Annotated in this window: 23 protein-coding genes; 6 read left to right on the top strand and 17 right to left on the bottom strand. The window is 70.1% G+C overall.

From position 1 onward, the window contains the following. Positions 1-69 precede the first annotated feature (69 nt). Together ACYVGQ_RS14890 and ACYVGQ_RS14885 are read left to right on the top strand one after the other, a co-directional pair. Positions 70-813, top strand: a complete 744-nt coding sequence (locus tag ACYVGQ_RS14890; RefSeq protein WP_460785433.1) for an ABC transporter ATP-binding protein — start codon at positions 70-72, stop codon at positions 811-813. Continuing rightward, positions 810-2,162: a hypothetical protein gene (locus tag ACYVGQ_RS14885; RefSeq protein WP_460785432.1), complete on the top strand. Its 1,353-nt coding sequence runs from the start codon at positions 810-812 to the stop codon at positions 2,160-2,162. The genes ACYVGQ_RS14890 and ACYVGQ_RS14885 overlap by 4 nt, the downstream gene beginning before the upstream one ends. Positions 2,163-2,401: 239 nt before the next feature. Here ACYVGQ_RS14885 and pheT read toward each other — a convergent pair whose 3' ends face one another. The 7 genes from pheT to ACYVGQ_RS14850 all read right to left on the bottom strand — a co-directional run bounded on the left by pheT (position 2,402) and on the right by ACYVGQ_RS14850 (position 10,262). After that, a complete protein-coding gene (pheT, locus tag ACYVGQ_RS14880) occupies positions 2,402-4,903 on the bottom strand; it encodes a phenylalanine--tRNA ligase subunit beta (RefSeq protein ID WP_460785431.1) in 2,502 nt (833 codons plus the stop codon). Beyond that, positions 4,903-5,958, bottom strand: a complete 1,056-nt coding sequence (gene pheS, locus ACYVGQ_RS14875; RefSeq protein WP_460785430.1) for a phenylalanine--tRNA ligase subunit alpha — start codon at positions 5,956-5,958, stop codon at positions 4,903-4,905. The genes pheT and pheS overlap by 1 nt, the downstream gene beginning before the upstream one ends. 42 nt (positions 5,959-6,000) lie before the next feature. After that, positions 6,001-6,957 (bottom strand): amino acid ABC transporter permease, encoded by a 957-nt coding sequence (locus tag ACYVGQ_RS14870; protein ID WP_460785429.1) that lies wholly within the window; start codon positions 6,955-6,957, stop codon positions 6,001-6,003. After that, complete coding sequence (locus ACYVGQ_RS14865; RefSeq protein ID WP_460785428.1) at positions 6,954-7,610, bottom strand: amino acid ABC transporter permease; 657 nt, start codon at positions 7,608-7,610, stop codon at positions 6,954-6,956. The genes ACYVGQ_RS14870 and ACYVGQ_RS14865 overlap by 4 nt, the downstream gene beginning before the upstream one ends. A gap of 63 nt (positions 7,611-7,673) precedes the next feature. Beyond that, positions 7,674-8,576 carry a glutamate ABC transporter substrate-binding protein gene (locus ACYVGQ_RS14860; RefSeq protein ID WP_460785427.1) on the bottom strand — a complete coding sequence of 301 codons (903 nt, stop codon included), beginning with the start codon at positions 8,574-8,576 and terminating at the stop codon, positions 7,674-7,676. Between the two features lie 42 nt (positions 8,577-8,618). Continuing rightward, on the bottom strand, positions 8,619-9,368 hold the full coding sequence (locus ACYVGQ_RS14855; RefSeq protein ID WP_460785426.1) for an amino acid ABC transporter ATP-binding protein: 750 nt from the start codon (positions 9,366-9,368) through the stop codon (positions 8,619-8,621). A gap of 81 nt (positions 9,369-9,449) precedes the next feature. Then, the gene (locus ACYVGQ_RS14850) at positions 9,450-10,262 is read right to left on the bottom strand and encodes a TrmH family RNA methyltransferase (RefSeq protein ID WP_460785425.1); all 813 of its coding nucleotides are present in this window, start codon (positions 10,260-10,262) and stop codon (positions 9,450-9,452) included. 104 nt (positions 10,263-10,366) lie between these two features. Here ACYVGQ_RS14850 and ACYVGQ_RS14845 point away from each other — a divergent pair, with 104 nt between their 5' ends. After that, a complete protein-coding gene (locus tag ACYVGQ_RS14845) occupies positions 10,367-10,780 on the top strand; it encodes a ribosomal maturation YjgA family protein (RefSeq protein WP_460785424.1) in 414 nt (137 codons plus the stop codon). Positions 10,781-10,832: 52 nt separating this feature from the next. On the opposite strand, the gene rplT is transcribed toward ACYVGQ_RS14845, so the two are convergent. From rplT to infC, 3 genes are all read right to left on the bottom strand, one after another. After that, a complete protein-coding gene (gene rplT, locus ACYVGQ_RS14840) occupies positions 10,833-11,219 on the bottom strand; it encodes a 50S ribosomal protein L20 (RefSeq protein WP_460785423.1) in 387 nt (128 codons plus the stop codon). A gap of 33 nt (positions 11,220-11,252) precedes the next feature. Beyond that, a complete protein-coding gene (gene rpmI, locus ACYVGQ_RS14835; RefSeq protein WP_243232621.1) occupies positions 11,253-11,447 on the bottom strand; it encodes a 50S ribosomal protein L35 in 195 nt (64 codons plus the stop codon). Positions 11,448-11,519: 72 nt separating this feature from the next. Further along, on the bottom strand, positions 11,520-12,179 hold the full coding sequence (gene infC / locus ACYVGQ_RS14830) for a translation initiation factor IF-3 (RefSeq protein WP_460785422.1): 660 nt from the start codon (positions 12,177-12,179) through the stop codon (positions 11,520-11,522). A 227-nt stretch (positions 12,180-12,406) separates the two neighbouring features. On the opposite strand from infC, the gene ACYVGQ_RS14825 reads away from it, so the two are divergent. After that, positions 12,407-12,793 (top strand): DUF1844 domain-containing protein, encoded by a 387-nt coding sequence (locus tag ACYVGQ_RS14825; RefSeq protein WP_460785421.1) that lies wholly within the window; start codon positions 12,407-12,409, stop codon positions 12,791-12,793. Between the two features lie 109 nt (positions 12,794-12,902). On the opposite strand, the gene ACYVGQ_RS14820 is transcribed toward ACYVGQ_RS14825, so the two are convergent. The 7 genes from ACYVGQ_RS14820 to ACYVGQ_RS14790 all read right to left on the bottom strand — a co-directional run bounded on the left by ACYVGQ_RS14820 (position 12,903) and on the right by ACYVGQ_RS14790 (position 17,818). Continuing rightward, complete coding sequence (locus ACYVGQ_RS14820) at positions 12,903-13,304, bottom strand: hypothetical protein (RefSeq protein WP_460785420.1); 402 nt, start codon at positions 13,302-13,304, stop codon at positions 12,903-12,905. Positions 13,305-13,426: 122 nt separating this feature from the next. After that, positions 13,427-14,233, bottom strand: coding sequence for an SseB family protein (locus ACYVGQ_RS14815; protein WP_460785419.1), 807 nt, complete (start codon positions 14,231-14,233; stop codon positions 13,427-13,429). After that, complete coding sequence (priA, locus tag ACYVGQ_RS14810; RefSeq protein WP_460785418.1) at positions 14,217-14,963, bottom strand: bifunctional 1-(5-phosphoribosyl)-5-((5-phosphoribosylamino)methylideneamino)imidazole-4-carboxamide isomerase/phosphoribosylanthranilate isomerase PriA; 747 nt, start codon at positions 14,961-14,963, stop codon at positions 14,217-14,219. The genes ACYVGQ_RS14815 and priA overlap by 17 nt, the downstream gene beginning before the upstream one ends. Positions 14,964-15,065: 102 nt before the next feature. After that, positions 15,066-15,701, bottom strand: a complete 636-nt coding sequence (gene hisH / locus ACYVGQ_RS14805) for an imidazole glycerol phosphate synthase subunit HisH (protein ID WP_460785417.1) — start codon at positions 15,699-15,701, stop codon at positions 15,066-15,068. After that, positions 15,698-16,297: an imidazoleglycerol-phosphate dehydratase HisB gene (gene hisB, locus ACYVGQ_RS14800; RefSeq protein ID WP_460785416.1), complete on the bottom strand. Its 600-nt coding sequence runs from the start codon at positions 16,295-16,297 to the stop codon at positions 15,698-15,700. The genes hisH and hisB overlap by 4 nt, the downstream gene beginning before the upstream one ends. After that, the gene (locus ACYVGQ_RS14795; protein WP_460785415.1) at positions 16,294-17,385 is read right to left on the bottom strand and encodes a histidinol-phosphate transaminase; all 1,092 of its coding nucleotides are present in this window, start codon (positions 17,383-17,385) and stop codon (positions 16,294-16,296) included. Before ACYVGQ_RS14795 ends, hisB begins: the two co-directional genes overlap by 4 nt. 73 nt (positions 17,386-17,458) lie before the next feature. Beyond that, positions 17,459-17,818 carry a LysM peptidoglycan-binding domain-containing protein gene (locus tag ACYVGQ_RS14790; protein ID WP_460785414.1) on the bottom strand — a complete coding sequence of 120 codons (360 nt, stop codon included), beginning with the start codon at positions 17,816-17,818 and terminating at the stop codon, positions 17,459-17,461. Between ACYVGQ_RS14790 and ACYVGQ_RS14785 the strand changes: the two genes are divergently transcribed. Together ACYVGQ_RS14785 and lexA are read left to right on the top strand one after the other, a co-directional pair. Next, on the top strand, positions 17,787-18,104 hold the full coding sequence (locus ACYVGQ_RS14785; protein WP_460785413.1) for a hypothetical protein: 318 nt from the start codon (positions 17,787-17,789) through the stop codon (positions 18,102-18,104). The genes ACYVGQ_RS14790 and ACYVGQ_RS14785 overlap by 32 nt on opposite strands. Further along, positions 18,101-18,787 carry a transcriptional repressor LexA gene (gene lexA / locus ACYVGQ_RS14780; RefSeq protein ID WP_460785412.1) on the top strand — a complete coding sequence of 229 codons (687 nt, stop codon included), beginning with the start codon at positions 18,101-18,103 and terminating at the stop codon, positions 18,785-18,787. Before ACYVGQ_RS14785 ends, lexA begins: the two co-directional genes overlap by 4 nt. The last annotated feature ends 35 nt before the right edge of the window (positions 18,788-18,822 follow it).

Genomic DNA, 18,822 nt, shown 5'->3' with positions numbered 1-18,822 from the left:
CGCCAGCTCTACCGCGCAGCGGGCGCTCCGGCTCGTGCGCGTACGCTCGGTCGCCGGTGGACTGGAGCCATGAGCGATCCCTCCCCGCGCCGTGCGCCCGTCCTGTCCGCCCGCGGCCTGACCACGTCCTACCCGCCTGCCCCACCCGTGCTGCGCGGTGTGGACCTCGAGCTGCTCCCCGGCGAGATGCTGAGCATCGTCGGTCCGAGCGGCTCGGGCAAGTCCACGCTGCTCTACTGCCTCGCCGGCCTGGAACGCGCGGACGCGGGCGAGATCCTGCTCGACGACGTGCGGGTGGACCGCGCCTCGCACGCCCGTCTCGCGCGCCTGCGTCGCGACCGCATCGGCTTCGTCTTCCAGAGCTACAACCTCATCCCGTCGCTGACGGTCCGAGAGAACGTGTCCCTGCCCGCACGGCTCGCAGGGCGGCGCCCCGATCCGGATGCCGCCCTTCGGGCGGTCGGCCTCGCAGACCACGGCCGCAAGCGCCCGGGACATCTGTCCGGCGGGCAGCAGCAGCGTGTCGCGATCGCGCGCGTGCTCGCGGCTTCGCCGGCCGTGGTGTTCGCGGACGAGCCGACCGGAGCGCTCGACACGCAGACCGGAGCCGGCGTGCTCGATCTGCTGCGCGGCTATGCGGCGGGAGAGAAGAGCGTGGTGCTCGTCACCCACGACCTCGATGCGGCGGCACGCGCCGACCGCACCCTGGTCCTGCGGGACGGGAGGGTGGTGGCCCGCCTCGTGCGGCCGACGGCCGGCGAGCTCCTCGCGGCGCTCCACGGAGCCTCCGACCGCGACGGGGCGCGAGCGTGAAGGGACTGGTCCGCGCCGAGCTGCGCCGCGGCTGGGCGGCGTGGTCGGGGATCGTCCTCGTCTCGGCGGTGGCCTCCCTCACGTTCTGCGTCGCACTGAGCTTCCTCGAGACGGGTCTCGCGCAGGGCGGGGACTTCCTGGAGGGCTCCCTCAGCTTCCTGGTCGCGCTGCTCATGTTCGGCATCCCCAGCGGTGTCGTCGTCACCTCCGCCGTCGCGCGCCTCAGCGTCGATCTGCACAGGCCGGTCTACGCGCGCTGGCAGCTCGCCGGGGTCAGTCCGGCGCAGACCGCGCGCGTCGTGATGACGCAGCTCGCCCTCAGCGGACTCCTCGGCGGCGCCCTGGGGTTCGCGGCGGCGGTGCTCGTCGTTCCGCCGTTCGCGCAGGCCGTCTTCGCCGGGGACTCGACGGGGTGGGATCAGATCCGCTTCCTCGTCGGCCCGCTGACCGCCGGCATCGCGATACCCCTGACCGCGCTGAACGCCTGCGCGGGCGGGATGCGCGCCGCCCGCGCCGCGGCCAGGACGTCGCCCCTGGCCGTCCTTCGCGAGCCGGAGCCGGTGGAGAAGCGGATGCGCTGGTGGCGCTGGGGGATCCTGCTCGCCGTCTGCGGAGGTGCGGCCGCCGGGGTGTCCGGCATCCTGACCGCCGAGGAGCGCTCCGTCGTCACCGGGCAGCTCCCCCTGCTGCCCGTCTACCTCACCCTGGTCGTCGTAGCTGCAGGCCCCCTGCTCTACCCGGCGGTGATGCGCGCATGGACGGCGCTCATCCCGGCCGCGGCCTCGGCGTCCTGGTACCTCGCGCGGCATGAGGCCCGGTTCCACCTCAGCAGGAGCACGGCGTCCATCACCCCCCTGTTCGTCGGGGCGTCGCTGCTCGGCGGGCTGATGACGATGGCCGCGACGACGGGGGCGTCCATGGCGGCGAGCGGCGACGGCAGCAACTGGGAGCTGCAGATCGTGCAGGTCCTGCTACTCGTCGGAGGGCCCGTGCTGCTCGGAGCCGTCGGCGCGGCGGTGGTGATCTTCATGGGCAACGACATCCGCGGGTCGGAGCAGGCGCTCCTGCGCGCGAGCGGGGCGACGGACCGCGTCATCCTCGCATCGGCGATCTGGCAGGCGGTCATCCACGTGACGACCGCCGCTCTGCTGGCCTCCGCCGTCCTGGTCACGACGGCGTTCATCGCGGCAGCGGGGCTGTCGCGCTTCGTCCCGCCGGTGCCGGTGGTGGATGCCGGAGCGGCCGCCGTGCTCGCGGGGGTCGGACTCGCGCTCACGCTGGTCGCGACGGCGCTTCCGGCCGCAGCCCGGCTGCGGGAGTCCGTCGCTTCACGCCTGGCGGCCGCCTGAGATCGAAGGGCAGCGGCAGGAACGGCCACCGCACGAGGTCCGCCGGTACGGCGGGGCCGGCACGGAACTGCGTTTCGACTCGCTTTGCTCGCTCAACGAGCGGATGAGCTTGCTCGCTCGACGAGCGGATGAGCTTGCTCGCTCTCAACGAGCGGATGAGAAGGACGAGCGGAGGGGCCGCCGGCCACAAACGACGAGAGCCCGGCACGCGGCGGCCGGGCTCTCGATCGCGTGCGCGATCACTCGCGCAGCGTCGCTCCGAACCGCTCGGCCGCGAGGGCGACGCCGGCCAGCTTGGCCTCGGTCGCCTCGGCCGCGGTCAAGGTGCGATCGGGAGCACGGAAGCGCAGCGCGAACGTCAGGCTCTTGGCGCCGTCGGGGAGCCCTTCGCCGCGGTAGTCGTCGACCAGTCGGAGGGTCTCCAGCAGCTCTCCCGCGCCCTCGACGAGCGCGTCGCGCAGGTCGCCGGCCGCCAGCTCCGCCGGGACCACCAGCGAGACGTCCTGCGTCGCCGCGGGCAGCGTCGACAGCGATTCCACGACGACGCGCTCCCCCGCAAGCTCCAGGATGCCGTCGAGGTCGAGCTCGAGCACCACGGCACGGCCGGGGAGATCGGCATCGGAGGCCACCTTCGGATGCAGCTCGCCGACGTATCCGACCTCGGCGCCCCGCACGCTCAGCACGCCGGTGCGGCCGGGGTGGAGGGCGGCACGGCTCCCCTGCACGACGTCGATCTCGACGCCGGCGGCGGATGCGATGACCTGCACGGCGTCCAACGCCTCCGAGAGCCCGTAGGCCTCGGCGGGACGGCCCGGCTGGCGAGCGGTGACGTTCCCCGTGAACAGGGCGGCGACGAAACGGCGCTGCGGCGGGATCGATGCGTTGAGGGCGGCGAGCGTCTCGTCCGAGGGCCGCTGCCCCAGCGGCGGGACGGAGTCCGTACCGTAGGTCGCGCCGGGCTCGGGCAGGAAGACGATGCCGGTCTCGAAGACCGCCAGGTCCGTGAGCCCGCGGGCGATGTTGCGATGCGCGGTCTGCAGAAGCCCGGGAACCAGGGAGCGGCGCAGGAACGGCGCCTGACCGTCCAGGGCGTTCGCCAGGCGGATGCTGGGCAGGTGCTCGCCCGTCGCGGAGCCGTGCAGGTCGTTCTGCGCCTCGGTCGTGAACGGGAAGGCGGGGGTCTCGACGAGTCCCGCCGCCGCGAGGGCGTTCGCCACCCGGCGACGCCCCTGCTGGAGCGCCGTCAGACCGCGACCGGACGGCGGCGTCGGCAGGACGGAGGGGATGCGGTCGAGCCCGTGGATGCGGGCGACCTCCTCGGCGAGCGTCCACTTGTCGGTGAGGTCGGAGCGCCAGCTCGGCGGGATCACCTGCCAGCCCTCGCTCGTCTCGGCGACCTCGGCGCCGATCGTCTCCAGGGCGCCCGTGATCTCGGCATCCTCGTAGTCGACGCCGATGAGCCCTGGCACGAACTCCGCCGGCAGGTCGATGCCCGCGATCTCGAACTCGGAGTACAGCGCTCCGCCGACCTCGTCGATGACGCCGCTGGCGAGCTCGACCATCAGGTCTGCGACGCGGCGGGCTGCGACGAACGGGATCAGCGGGTCGACGCCGCGCTCGAAGCGCTTGGACGCCTCGCTCGGCAGCTTGTGGCGACGGGCGCTCCGCGCGATCGAGACGCGGTCGAAGATCGCCGCCTCGATGAGGACGTTACGGGTGCCGTCGTCCATCTCCGTCGTGCCGCCGCCCATGACGCCGGCGAGGCCGATCGGGCCGGACTCGTCCGTGATGAGGAGGTCCTCGACGTCGAGCGCGCGCTCCTGGCCGTCGAGCGTGGTCATCCTCTCGCCGGGCAGCGCACGACGAACGGTGATGCCGCCGGAGAGCTTGTCGAGGTCGTAGCCGTGGATCGGGCTGCCGAGCTCGAGCATCACGTAGTTCGTGATGTCGATGAGCACTCCGAGCGAGCGGATGCCCGCCAGGGACAGCCGCGCGATCATCCAGGGCGGGGTCGGGCGGGTCGGGTCGACGCCGCGCACGACGCGCACGACGAACTCCTGCACGGCGGGGTTTCCGCGCAGCGGCTCGGCCGTCACGGCGAGGGGGAAGCCCGTGCCGGGGGCGACGTCCTCCCATTCGTGCGCGGCGGGGTCGCGGAAGTCCGCTCCGGTGGCGTGCGCGTACTCGCGCGCCACGCCGCGGATCGAGAACGCGTAGCCGCGGTCGGGCGTGACGTTGATCTCGACGGCGACGTCGTCCAGTCCGAGCAGGGCGATCGCGTCCGCACCCACGGGGGCGTCGATGCCGAGCGAGGCGAGGATCAGGATGCCGTTGTGCTCGTCGCCGAGACCCAGCTCGCGCGCCGAGGCGATCATGCCGTCCGAGACGTGGCCGTAGGTCTTGCGCGCGGCGATCGGGAAGGGCCCTGGCAGCACGGCGCCGGGGAGGGTGACCACGACCTTGTCGCCGACGGCGAAGTTGCTCGCGCCGCAGACGATCCCCCGGACGCCGCCGTTCTCCTCGCCGACGTCGACCTGGCACCAGCGGATCGTCTTGCCGTTGGACTGGGGTTCGGCCTCGAAGGAGAGCACCTGGCCGACGACGACGGGGCCGGAGATCTCGAAGCGGTGGATCTCCTCCTCTTCGAAGCCGACCGCGACGAGCGCGGCGAAGACGTCCTCGGGCGTGGCGTCCGCCGCCACGTCCACGTACTCACGCAGCCACGAAAGCGGGACGCGCATCACACCACCATCCCGAACTGCTCGCTGAAGCGCACATCGCCCTCTGCCATGTCGCGCATGTCCTTCACGTCGCTGCGGAACATCAGCGCGCGCTCGATCCCCATGCCGAAGGCGAAGCCGCTGTAGATCTCCGGGTCGATGCCCGCGGCGCGCAGCACGTTCGGGTTGACCATGCCGCAGCCGCCCCACTCGATCCAGCGCGCCCCGCCCTTGAAGGTCGGGTGCCACAGGTCGACCTCGGCGGAGGGCTCGGTGAACGGGAAGTAGTTCGTGCGGAAGCGGGTCTTCGCCTCCGGGCCGAACAGCGCGCGCGCGACGTGGTCGAGCGTGCCCTTGAGGTGCGCCATGGTGATGCCCTCGTCCACGACGAGACCCTCGAACTGGGTGAACACCGGCAGATGCGTGGCGTCGAACTCGTCGGTGCGGTAGACCCGCCCAGGGCACAGCACGTAGACCGGGAGCTCGCGCTCGAGCATCGAGCGCACCTGGACGGGGCTCGTGTGCGTGCGCATGACGAGGTGGCGCTCGACGGGATCGACGAAGAAGGTGTCCTGCATCTGACGGGCGGGATGGTCGATGTCGAAGTTCAGCGCGTCGAAGTTGAACCACTCGTGCTCGAGTTCAGGCCCCTCCGCGATCTCCCATCCCATCCCGACGAAGATGTCGCTGACCTCGTCCTGCAGGAGGGTGAGCGGATGCCGCGCGCCGACGCGCGTGCGGGAGGCGACGGCCGTGATGTCCACCCGCTCTGCCTCGAGCCGTGCGGCGATCTCGGCCTCCGCGAGCTCCGCCTCCTTGGCCGCGAGCGCCTGGGTGACCCGGCCACGGCCCTGCCCGACCAGCTTGCCGAAGGCCGCCTTGTGCTCGGGCGCGACCTGGCGCATCGAGGCGTTCAGGACCGCGAGGGGCGATCCCTCCCCCACATGCGCGGCGCGAGCCGCCTTCAGCTCTGCGGTGCTGGCGGCCGCGCCGATCGCCTCGAGCGCGGCGGCGACGGCGGCTTCCACCGCCTCTGGCGTGATCTCTGCGGACTGCGAGTGGGGAACGTCTGACACGAGAATCGAGTCTACCGGCGCGCGGCGGGCGCGCCGTGCGGGTCAGGGGGTCTGGCCGGCGGAGTTCTGGCCGCCCTCCAGCCTGCCGGCCTTCGCCGCGATCTCGATCTCGATCTCCGACTGCTGGACGATCAGCTCGGTGTCCGTGCCGTCGTGCATCACGGCCGCCGCATCCGCCGCTGCGGCGACGACCTTCGGCGAGCGTCGCGTGCGCTTCTCGACCAGGTTCGCGACCAGCGAGAGGATCAGGCACAGGCTGATGTAGATGGCCGCCACGATGATCGTCGCGGGGATGATCGGCGAGCCCAGTGTCGACTGCGTCCCGATGTAGCGGGCGTAGAACAGCAGTTCCTCGTAGGTGATGATGTACCCGAGCGCGGTGTCCTTGAGCGTCACGACCAGCTGGGCGATGATGACCGGCATCATCGCCCTGATCGCCTGGGGGAGCAGCACCAGCCGCATCGCGCCGCTCTTGCGCAGCCCGATCGCGAAGGCGGCCTCCTTCTGTCCGCGCGGCAGGGACTCGACGCCCGCGCGGATGACCTCCGCGAGGACCGAGCCGTTGTAGGCGATGAGGGCGATCACCACGGACCAGAACGTCCCCAGCCGGATGCCGAGCACGGGCAGGCCGTAGTAGAGGAGGAACATGAAGACCAGCACGGGGACCGCGCGCAGGAACTCGACGACCACCGTCGTGGGCCGGCGCAGCCAGGCGTGATCGGACAGCCGCCCCAGAGCCAGCACGAATCCGAGCGCGAGGGCGCCGACGGCGGCGACGACGAACGCGGAGAGCGTGCGCCCCACAGCCTCGGCGATCTGCAGCCAGACATTGGTGTATGTGAAAGCGGACCACTTCTGCGCGGTGAACTGCCCCGTGTCGATCAGGCGCCACACGAGCCAGCCGACCACCGCGACGACGACGAGGACAGTGAGGACGCCGAGCACTCGGTTTCGCGCGATCGCCTTCGGACCGGGGACGTCGTAGAGCACGGAGGTCATCGGGCCACCTTCCATCGGTTCTCGAGGGATCGCTGGGCCCACGACAGCAGGAGCACGAGAGCCACGAAGATCACCATGACCCACAGGATCACGACGAACTGGTTCTCGCTGCGCTCGCTGAGCCAGGCGCGCACGGATCCGAGGTTGAGCACGGAGAACCCGGCGGCGACCGTGGTGTTCTTCAGCAGCGCGATGAAGACGTTCATCATCGGCGGGATGACCGAACGGAACGCCTGGGGCAGGACCACCAGCGTCATCACCTGCCCGAATGGCAGGCCGATCGCCCTGGCCGCCTCGGCCTGGCCGACGGGGACGGTGTTGATGCCGGATCGGATGGTCTCCGCGACGTAGGTCGCGGTGTACACGCCGAGTGCGCACACCGCGAGGATCAGCGAAGCCGTCTCGGTGAGTCGGAGTCCGACCAGCGGCGGGAGGGCGAAGGCGAAGGCGAAGAACACGAGCGTCAGCGGCGTGTTGCGGATGGTGTTGACGTAGAGCGTCCCCATCGCCCGCGCGATCGGGACGGGCGAGACGCGCATCGCACCGACGATCGTCCCGAGCACGAGTGCGATCAGTCCGCCGCCGAAGAACAGCACGACCGTCCCCCAGAGCGCCAGGCCCCAGAGATCCAGGTTGTCGGTGATGACGCCCATTGTTTCCCTTCCCGAAGTGGAGAGACCGCGCGGGGACGATCGGTCGTCCCCGCGCGGCATCCGTCAGTCGACTGCGGGCTGCGTGCCCTCGATGCCGGCCGGAGCGAGGTACTCGTCGAACAGCGCGGTCCAGACGTCCCCTCCGTCGGTGAACAGGGCGTTGATGTGCTCCTGCAGCACGGTGTCGCCCTTCGCGAGGCCCACGCCGTAGCGCTCCTCGCTGAAGGGCTCGCCGGCGATGCGGAGCTCGTCGGGCTGCTGGGCGACGTAGCCGGCGAGGATCGCCTCATCCGTCGTGATCGCGTCCACGGAACCTCCGATGAGCTGCTCCACGCACTGCGAGTACGTGTCGTACTCGACGGTGTCGCCGGGGCTGTACTCGTCGCGGATCCGCTGCAGCGGCGTGGATCCCGTCACCGAGCAGACGATCTTTCCTGCGAGGTCGTCCGGCCCGTTGATGCTGTCGTCGTCCGCGGCGACGAGGAGGCCCTGGCCGGTGATGAAGTACGGGCCGGCGAAGTCGATGAGCTCCTTGCGCCCGTCCGTGATCGAGTACGTGCCCACGTAGTAGTCGATGTCGCCGTTCACGATCGCCTGCTCGCGGTTGGCGGACGGGATCGTCTGGTACTCGATGTCCTCCTCGGCATAGCCGAGAGAAGCGGCGATCCAGCGGGCGATCTCGATGTCGAAGCCGCTGCGCTCCCCGGAGATCGCGTCCTCGTACCCGAGGCCGGGCTGATCGTTCTTCACTCCGACGACGACCTTGCCGCGGTCGGTGATCGCCTCGAACGTGGGGCTGCCGTCGAGCGAGACGTCGGTGGCGACCTCCCACAGGGCGTCGTCCGATCCGCCGTCGCCCCCATCGCCCGTTCCCGGGTCCGTCGGGCTGCCGCTGTTGCAGCCCGTGAGGGCGAGCAGTGCCGCCGCGGCGAGTCCGATTCCTGCCAGTGTCCGTGTGCGTCGCATGTGCGTCTCCTTCGTGTGCTGTGGTGCAGGTGGTCAGGGAAATCAGTGGGTGAGGAGCTTGGAGAGGAAGTCCTTGGCGCGGTCGCTCTTCGGATTCGTGAAGAACTCCTCCGGCTTCGCCTCCTCGACGATCCTCCCGTCGGCCATGAAGACGACGCGGTTCGCCGCCTTGCGCGCGAAGCCCATCTCGTGGGTCACGACGATCATCGTCATCCCCTCCTTCGCGAGCTGGACCATGACGTCGAGGACCTCGTTGATCATCTCCGGGTCGAGGGCGCTGGTGGGCTCGTCGAAGAGCATGACCTTCGGATGCATCGCGAGGGCGCGGGCGATCGCGACGCGCTGCTGCTGGCCGCCGGAGAGCTGGGCCGGGAGCTTCGACGCCTGCTGGGCCACGCCGACCCGCTCGAGGAGCTCGAGCGCCTCCTTCTCGGCATCCGCCTTCTTGACCCCGCGCACCTTGATCGGGCCGAGCGTGACGTTCTCGAGGATCGTGAGATGGGCGAACAGGTTGAACGACTGGAACACCATGCCGACATCGGCGCGGAGGTTCGCCAGGCCCCTGCCCTCGGCGGGAAGCTCCTTGCCGTCGATCGTGATGCTTCCGCTCGTGATCGTCTCGAGGCGGTTGATCGTCCGGCACAGCGTCGACTTCCCGGAACCGGATGGACCGATCACGACGACGACCTCGCCCTTGCCGACCGTGAGATCGATATCGGTCAGCGCCTGGAACTCGCCGTAATGCTTCTGAACGTTCTTCACCACGACAAGCGGTGCCCCAGTCTCGGTCATGCCCCCACCCTAAGAGCACAGTCCACGGTGAGCCAGAGGTGAATCTCCGAGGGTTACCGAGTTGTAACCGGACCGAAACGCTCAGCGCGCGGCGGCGGCTCTCTGCGTGAAGGCGCTCTCGTACAGGCAGACGCTGGCCGCCGTCGCGAGGTTCAGCGACTCCGCCTTGCCGAAGATCGGCAGCTTCAGCGCCCGGTCCGCGAGCGCGAGCGCGGCGTCCTCGAGGCCGCGCGCCTCGTTGCCGAACAGCCAGGCCGTCGGGCCGTCGAGGACGCCCTCCGCGCGCGCTGCCAGCAGATCGTCGCCCTTCACGTCGGCCGCCAGCACGGTGACGCCGGCGGAGTGCGCGCGCTTCACGACGTCGGCCAAGTCTCCGCCGACGGACACGGGCAGGTGGAAGAGCGATCCCGTCGTGGCGCGCACGACCTTCGGGTTGTAGGGGTCGACGGTGCGCCCGGTGAGCACGACGGCGTCAGCGCCCGCGGCATCCGCCGCCCGGATGATCGTGCCGAGGTTTCCGGGATCTCGCACCTCCTCGCAGATCGCGACGAGGCGGGGGGATGCCGCGAAGATGTCCCGCACGGAGGTGGGCGTCTGCTGGGCGACGGCGATGAGCCCCTGCGGCGTGACGGTGTCGGCCATCGCGCCGAGCACGTACTCGGTGACGAACTCGACTTCGACGCCGTGGGCGTGCGCCTTGGCGCGCAGATCCGGATGCTTCTCCCACCCGGTCGGGGTCGCGAACAGCTCCACGATCGCGTCCGGGCGGTAGGACAGCGCCTCACGGACGGCCTGGGGCCCCTCCAGGAGGAAGAGCCCGGTATCGGTGCGGGCGCTGCGTTTGGTCAGCTTGGCGACGGCGCGGACGCGGGGGGACCGGGGATTCTCCAGCACGATCACAGTCTAGGGACACCGCGAGCGCTCCCGCGCGCCCAGAGGACGGCGTTCATGCGGCGGTCACGCAGCTTCTCCGAAGATCGCCCGCGTAGGGTCCCGCTGTGACGGCATCCCCTCGACGTTCTGCGGCCCTGCGACGGGCGACGGCAGCCGTGTGCGCCACGCTGACGATCGCAGCGGGGCTGATCGTCCATCGTTCCGTCTCCGGCGCCGTGGGCGACATCGCCGGCGATGCGCTCTACGCGGTGCTGATCTATCTGCTCGCCGTGCTGGTGCTGCCGCGCACCTCCCGCACGACGCTCGCCGCGCTCGCACTGCTGTTCTGCTTCGGGATCGAGCTGCTCCAGCTCACCGGGGTCCCCACGGCCGCCGCTCGAGCTTTCCCGATCGCCGCCCTCGTGCTCGGTCAGGGCTTCGACCAGCGCGATCTGCTCGTCTACGCCGCGGCCGTCGTCGCCGTCCTGTGCCTCGACGCGGCGATCTCGCGCGGCTTCCGTCGGCGGCCCTCCGCCTGACATGCGGAACGGGCGCCCTCCCTGGGGAGGACGCCCGTCTCGGTGTGGAGGCTTACGCCGCCGACTTCGGAGCGTTGACGTCCGAAGGCAGCGCCTTCTTGGCCGTCTCGACGAGCGAGGCGAAGGTCGCGGGCTCGTTCACCGCGAGCTCCGCGAGGATACGACGGTCGACCTGCACGCCCGCGAGGCCGAGGCCCTGGATGAAGCGGTTGTACGTGATGCCGTTCTGACGGGCAGCGGCGTTGATGCGCTGGATCCACAGACGACGGAAGTCGCCCTTGCGCTTGCGACGGTCGCGGTACGCGTAGACGAGGGAGTGGGTGACCTGCTCCTTGGCCTTGCGGTAGAGGCGCGAACGCTGCCCGCGGTAGCCGGACGCGCGCTCGAGGATGACGCGACGCTTCTTGTGGGCGTTGACCGCCCTCTTGACTCTTGCCATTTTCCTGTGTTCCTGTTCGTGCGTTCGGGCGCGTCAGCGGCCGAGAAGCTTCTTGGCGACCTTGGTGTCGTTCTTCGACAGCACCTGGTCCTGGTTGAGGCGACGGGTGCGGCGGCTCGACTTGTGCTCGAGGTTGTGGCGCATACCGGCCTGCTGCTTCTTCAGCTTTCCGCTTCCGGTGATCTTGAAGCGCTTCTTCGCACCCGAGTGGGTCTTCTGCTTCGGCATCTTCTCTTCCTTCGTATGGCGCCTTCTCAGGCGACGGTGTTCACCCGCGCGATGCGGGAGTCTGTGGGACGGTCACTCCGCCGGGGCATCGGCCGGGGCGTCGGAGCCCTTGGCGTCGCGGGCGGCCTGCTTGTTGGCGGCGCGCACGGCGTTCTGCTCGGCCTTCGCCTCGGACTTGTTCTTCAGCGGAGCCACGACCATGACCATGTTTCGTCCGTCGATCGTCGGGTTCGACTCGACGGTGCCGAACTCGGCCACGTCCTCGGCGAACTTGCGCAGCAGGCGCACACCCTGCTCCGGGCGGGACTGCTCACGACCGCGGAACAGGATCATCGCCTTGACCTTGTCTCCGGCCTTGAGGAAGCCCTCGGCGCGCTTGAGCTTCGTCGTGTAGTCATGAGCCTCGATCTTCAGACGGAAGCGGACTTCCTTGAGGATCGTGTTCGCCTGGTTGCGACGGGCTTCCTTCGCCTTCTGCGCGGCCTCGTACTTGAACTTGCCGTAGTCCATGATCTTGACCACGGGAGGCTTCGAGTTGGGGGCCACCTCGACGAGGTCGAGGTCGGCTTCCTGCGCAAGGCGCAGCGCCGCCTCGATGCGGACGACGCCGATCTGCTCACCCGCGGGACCGACGAGGCGGACCTCGGGGACGCGGATGCGCTCATTGGTGCGGGGATCGCTGATGCGGAACTCCTTAGACGATGGTTTCGGCCATCGGGATGCTGTCGGCATCCCGAGCGAAATCGGAATCGTCTCCCACCCGCCGGCATTTCAGATACCGGCTGGCACCCTGCCTGCCGGCTGCTCTTTCGAGCGGAGCCGGTGGAGTGCAAGACCCGGTAGCCTGGAACGGCAAGCGCGGGTGGGAAGTGAATCCTCTTTCGTACCGGAGCAAAACGTTCCGGAGCCCGGCATAGTCTAGCAGAAGGCAAGGCCCTTCCGGAAAGCAAGGCAGAGAAGTGACGACCCAGACATCAGGCGACGACCACCGGCACGAGGAGTGGGCCAGGCAGGAGGACGCCGCATCCGCCGCGACCCGTGACATCGCCGATGTCCCTGCGGTCGAGGTCATCACCACCGCCGCCGTGCACCTGATGAGCGCGGCGGCCGTCAAGCTCGGCCTCGCCGACGACCCCGATGCCCAGCTCGACCTCGACGAGGCGCGCAAGCTCATCAACGCCCTGGCGGGTCTCATCACCGCCGGCGCCCCCGAGATCAGCGACATGCACGCGCGCTCGCTGCGCGATGGTCTGCGCTCCCTTCAGCTGGCGTTCCGCGAGACGTCGAGCATCCCCGACCCCATCGGCAAGGGGCCGGGCGAGAAGTGGACCGGCCCGGTCACCTGACCCGCTCCACGCCGCATGACGCCCCGCGAGAAACCACTTCCGTCGCGAAGAACCACCCTCGCAGGCGTTTCTCGCGACGCCGATGATCTCTCACGAGTCGGCACCGCGTTCAGGATGTGAGCACGACGGGCTCGGCCGTCGACGGACCGCCGCAGACCTCGGTGGAATGCGTCCAGCGCACGTCATGGTCGGACTCCCGCAGAAGGACGCCTTCGAGATCGTAGACGCGGATCGAGACCTCCCCGGGGGTGGTCATGTCGATGAGGCTGAACGCCCAGGCGTCCTCACCGGTCGTGACCATGATCGGCGAGGAATCGGCATCGACCGCATCCGGGGCGGGAGAGCACGCCTCCTCGACGCACAGCTGCACGAACACCGCGTCGCCGAGGGCCGAAGCATCCACCGTGATGGCGTTGACCCACCCGATCGCCGGACAGGCGACGGGAGCACAGCCCGCGCTCAGGGCGAGCAGCGCGCTCGCCAGGGCGCCTGCGGTCCATGCCTTACGCATGTCCCAATGCTACTTACCGCGGCCTCGCCGCGAGACGTCTCCTGCCGCCCGAGACCGAGCCCGCCTGGGGACTCCTCGCGCCGCGGGCAAAGTCTCGGCGCCGCAGACGAAGTCTCGCCCGTTCAGGCGGAGCGGCGGAGCTTCACCGTCAGGGAGTCCGCCAGCACGGCGATGCGATCGTCCGCGGCCCAGCGCTGCGCGAGACGGGCCAGGACCGCATCCAGGACCTCGCGCTCCAGCCCGTCGACCAGCTCCAGGCTCACGACGAGCTCCGGTCCGCGCAGACGCGCGTCCGGGTCGCCGGCGGAGACAGCCACGTCGATCACCGCGAGCTCGTGCGCGACGCTCTCCTGCAGGGCCGAGAAGACCGCCGGGGAGAGGAAGCTCGGCTCCCACCGCTCCCCCTGCGCGACGGCCCAGACGGCGGGGCGGCGCAACACGAACTCGGTGTCGTCGGTCGGGTCCAGCACGATGAGATCGGTGTCCTCGGCGGAAGCCGCGAGAGCCGCCCGCACGGCCTCCACCGGGATCGGGCGCGCCGAGGCGTCCCACCGCTGCATCGCCTGAACGGACGAGAAGACCGGCTGCACGCGACGTCCGTCCGGAGCGGCGACCGTCACGATCGACAGCTCCTGGGTCTTGTCGACCGCCAGGCCGGAGGGTGCGACGCCCTCCTCGCCTTTCTCCGCGATGAGCGGGATCAGCACACGCGCACCGCGGAACGCATCGACGACCTCGACCTGACTCCCCTCACCTGCGCGGAAGCGGAGCAGCGCGCTCAGCAGCGCGGGATCGGCCGAGCCGTCGTCCGCGACATGCGGATTCGGCTCGAAGCTGCGTCCCTCCCACGGAACCCCCGCCGAGTCGCCCGCTGCGCCCGAGGACGCCGCGCCGCCGTGGTCGCAGGAGCCGTCAGTCCCCTGCGACATCCAGCGCCTCTGCCAGCGTGAAGGCTCCCGCATAGAGCGCCTTGCCCACGATGGCCCCCTCGACGCCCAGGGGCACGAGCTCGCGCAGAGCGGCGATGTCGTCCAGGTTCGAGATGCCGCCGGAGGCGACGACCGGCTTCGGCGTGCGGGCGGTGACCTCGCGCAGCAGCTCGAGGTTCGGTCCGCGCAGCGTGCCGTCCTTGGTGACGTCGGTGACGACGTAACGACTGCAGCCGGCTTCCTCCAGGCGCTCGAGCACCTCCCAGAGGTCACCGCCTTCCTTGGTCCAGCCGCGGGCGGCGAGGGTCGTGCCGCGCACGTCGAGTCCGACGGCCACGGCTTCGCCGAAGCGGCCGATGACGTCTGCGGCCCACTCCGGGTTCTCGAGCGCGGCCGTTCCGAGATTGATGCGCGCCGCGCCGGTCTCCAGCGCGGCCTCGAGGCTGGCGTCGTCGCGGATGCCTCCGGAGAGCTCGACGTTCACGCTGCGGAACTGCTTGATGACCTTGCGCAGGATCCCGGCGTTGGAGCCTCGGCCGAAGGCCGCGTCCAGGTCGACGAGATGGATCCACTCGGCGCCCTGATCCACCCACTCCCCCGCGGCGTCCAGCGGGTCGCCGTAGCTGGTCTCGCTGCCCGCCTCGCCCTGCGTCAGGCGGACCGCCTTGCCGCCCGCGACATCGACGGCGGGGAGAAGGGTGAGGTGGGGGGTGGACGCGAAGTCGTTCATGTCATCCTCGGATGCTGTGGGAGCGCCCGTTCACGGACACGAGAACCGACAATAGTCCGACGGGCCGCAGGGTTCAAAACGCGTGACGTCCCGGGAAGCCGGTCAGCTCAGGCTCTGCACCCAGTTGCGCAGGAGACGGATGCCGGCATCCCCGGACTTCTCCGGGTGGAACTGCGTCGCGGACAGCGGGCCGTTCTCCACCGCGGCGAGGAAGGGCGAGCCGTAGGTCGTCCAGGTGAGCACCGGCTCGGGGAACGGCGGCATGACCTCCAGCTCCCAGGAGCGGGCGGCGTACGAGTGCACGAAGTAGAAGCGCTCGTCCTCGATGCCGCGGAACAGCACGCTGCCCTCATCGGGCGTCACCGTGTTCCAGCCCATGTGCGGGAGCACCGGCGCATCGAGCTCGGTCACCGCTCCCGGCCACTCGCCGAGACCCTGCGAATCGCGTCCTCGCTCGACCCCGCGCTCGAACAGCACCTGCATGCCGACGCAGATGCCGAGCACGGCCCTCCCCCCGGCGAGGCGGCGCTCGATGATCTCGTCTCCGCCGTGCGCATGCAGAGCATCGCGCACGGCGGCGAAGGCTCCGACGCCGGGCACTACGAGGCCGTCGGCCTCGAGCGCCTCCGCACGATCGCCGGTGAGCACGGCATCCGCGCCGGCGGCGATCAGCGCCTTGACGGCCGAGTGGACGTTCCCGGACTCATAGTCGAAGACGGCGACGCGGGGCGCGCTCATAGCGCGCCCTTGGTGGACGGGATGCCGTCGACGAGCGGATCGAGCGCCTTGGCCTGGCGGAACGCACGGGCGAACGCCTTGTACTCCGCCTCCGCGATGTGGTGCGGGTCGCGACCGCCGAGCACGCGGACGTGCACCGTCAGGCCGGCGTTGAAGGTGATCGCCTCGAAGCTGTGGCGGACGAGGGAGCCGGTGAAGTGCCCCCCGATCAGGTGGTGCTCGAATCCCGTCGGCTCGCCGGTGTGGACGAGATAGGGACGGCCGCTGATGTCGACGACGGCCTGCGCGAGCGCCTCGTCCAGAGGCACGAGGGCGTCGCCGTACCGGGAGATGCCGGACTTGTCGCCCAGCGCCTCGCGGATCGCCTGCCCCAGCACGATGGAGATGTCCTCGACCGTGTGGTGGGCGTCGATGACCGTGTCGCCGGAGGCGCGAACCGTGAGGTCCGTGAGCGAGTGCTTCGCGAACGCCGTCAGCATGTGGTCGAAGAAGGGCACGGAGGTGTCGATGCGGCTCGCACCGGTTCCGTCGAGGTCCAGCTCCAGCTCGACGGTCGACTCGGACGTGCTGCGGGTGCGGCGGGCGGTGCGGCTCATGACGCCGATTCTATCGACGCCAGGGCGTCGAGGAACGCCGTCGTCTCGGCCTCGGTGCCCGCGGTCACACGCAGGTGCCCTGGAATGCCGACGTCGCGCACCAGGACGCCCTGGTCGTAGAGCGCCTGCCAGGTCGCCTTCGGATCGCTCACGCCGCCGAACAGGACGAAGTTGGACCACGACTCGTGCGGGACGTAGCCGAGAGCCTCCAGAGTGGCGGTGATCCGGTCGCGCTGCTCCACGATCTCTTCGACCATCGCCAGCATCGTGCCGGAGTTGCGGAGGGCGGCCACCGCAGCGGCCTGGGTCAGCGCGCTGAGGTGATACGGCAGACGCACGAGCCGGAGCGCATCGATGAACGCGGGATCCGCGGCGAGATACCCCACCCGTGCGCCGGCGAAGGCGAACGCCTTGCTCATCGTGCGGGAGACGGCCAGCCTCGGGCGGCCATCCAGCAGCGTGAGCGCGGACGGCGCCTCGCGCGGCGCGAACTCCTGATAGGCCTCGTCGACGACGACCACGCCTCGAGCAGCCCCGTAGACCGCCTCGACGACGTCGAGCCCGAGCGGAGTCCCCGTCGGGTTGTTCGGCGAGCAGAGCAGAACGATGTCCGGATCGGCGGCGGCGACCTGCGCAGCCGCGTCCTCCGCGGTGATCGAGTAGTCCGGCTCGCGCACGCCCGCTATCCAGTCGGCTCCCGTCCCCTGCGTGATGAGCGGATACATCGAGTAGGTGGGAACGAAGCCGAACGCGGTGCGACCCGGCCCCCCGAAAGCCTGGAGGATGTGCTGCAGCACCTCGTTCGAGCCGTTGCCCGCCCAGATCCGATCGGCGCTCAGCCCGTGGCCGAGGTACTCGGCGAAGCCTTCCCGCAGCGCCGTGAACTCCCGGTCGGGATAGCGGTTGACGTCCCGCAGCGCGACGGCGATGTCGTCGAGGATGTCGCTGGCGACCGCATCCGGGACGGGGTGCGTGTTCTCGTTGACGTTCAGGGCGACGGGAAGCGGAGCCTGAGGCGCGCCGTATGGAGTGAGGCCGCGGAGATCGGCCCGAAGCGGAAGATCATCGAGAGAGGTCACCCTCCCCATCGTAGAGCTGACGACTCGCAGAGTCGTCGACCTACGGGGTGACGCCGAATCCCGCGCCTCGCCCCGCGGAGGATCATCCCGCGTAAGCCGCCGGGATCGCGAGCTCTTCGCCGATCATCAGCACCCCGCTGTCGAGGACGTTGAGCGTCTCGATCGCATGCACGACCTCGCGCGGGTCTGCGCCGGGAGCGATCTCCTCGGCGATCGACCAGAGCGTGTCGCCCGGCATCACGGTCACCGTCTCGAAGGACGCGGTGACCTCCTCGCCGCCTGCGTAGGCGGAGCCGCCGCTCAACGCGGCGAAGGCGAGACCGACGGCGAGCGGAAGCGCGGCGAGGGCGAGCAGCACGCCGCGGCCCCTGGCCGTCAGCCGCAGGCGCGTAGCGGGCACGGCGGGACGGATGGGCGACGCGGTGACGGTGATGCTGCTCATGATGCTGCTCCTCGTGCTTCCTCTCCCCTTCGGGAGCTTTGGCGTAGCGTTCGCATTCTCCACTCGGCCGGGAGCGGAGAATGCGAAGCTACGTACCGAATCTATCTTCGATTTCGAATCCATGTCAAGCCTTCTTCGAAATCGCCGGGGAGAATGTTCCGACACGCTCGAACAGATCTTCTCTGCTGCGTCGTTTCTCGGCTACGGTTTCGATAACGACACCCCACCACGGGCCACCGACATCGGCGCGGCAGCGGCCGATCAGCCCACGAAGGAGCAGCCATGAGCGACGCAGCAGCCGCGGCGGGCGATGCCCCGCGCACGCGCCGACGCAAGAATCTGAGCGCGAAGCAGATGGCGATCCTCGAGGTCATCCAGACCTCGATCGCACGGCACGGCTATCCGCCGAGCATGCGCGAGATCGGCGACGCCGTCGGGCTGAAGTCGCTCTCCAGCGTGACGCATCAGCTCGGACAGCTCGAGCTGAGCGGCTATCTGCGCCGCGACCCGGGCAAGACCCGTGCCATGGAGGTCCTCATCGACCTGCCGGGGACCGGGACCGAGAACCCCGCCGACGCCGCGACGCCCGTCGGCGATGCGGCGCTGGTCCCGCTGGTCGGCCGGATCGCCGCCGGCGTGCCGATCACGGCGGAGCAGCAGGTGGAGGAGATCTTCCCGCTGCCCCGCCAGCTGGTGGGCAAGGGCGACCTGTTCATGCTGAAGGTGTCGGGCGAGTCGATGATCGACGCCGCCATCTGCGACGGCGACTGGGTCGTCATCCGCGCGCAGAACGATGCCGAGAACGGCGAGATCGTCGCCGCGATGCTCGACGGCGAGGCCACCGTCAAGACCTTCCGCCGCCGCGACGGCCACACGTGGCTGCTCCCCCGCAACTCCGCCTTCGAGCCCATCCTCGGCGACGACGCCGTCGTGCTCGGCAAGGTGGTGGCGGTGCTGCGCGCGGTCTGACCCGCTCGCACAGGTGTCCGGCGCCGGCTCCGGAT

The organism is Microbacterium tumbae, from assembly GCF_054780175.1.
Note: the sequence above shows the minus strand (reverse complement) of the source record. Positions and strands in the feature narration are given on the sequence as shown.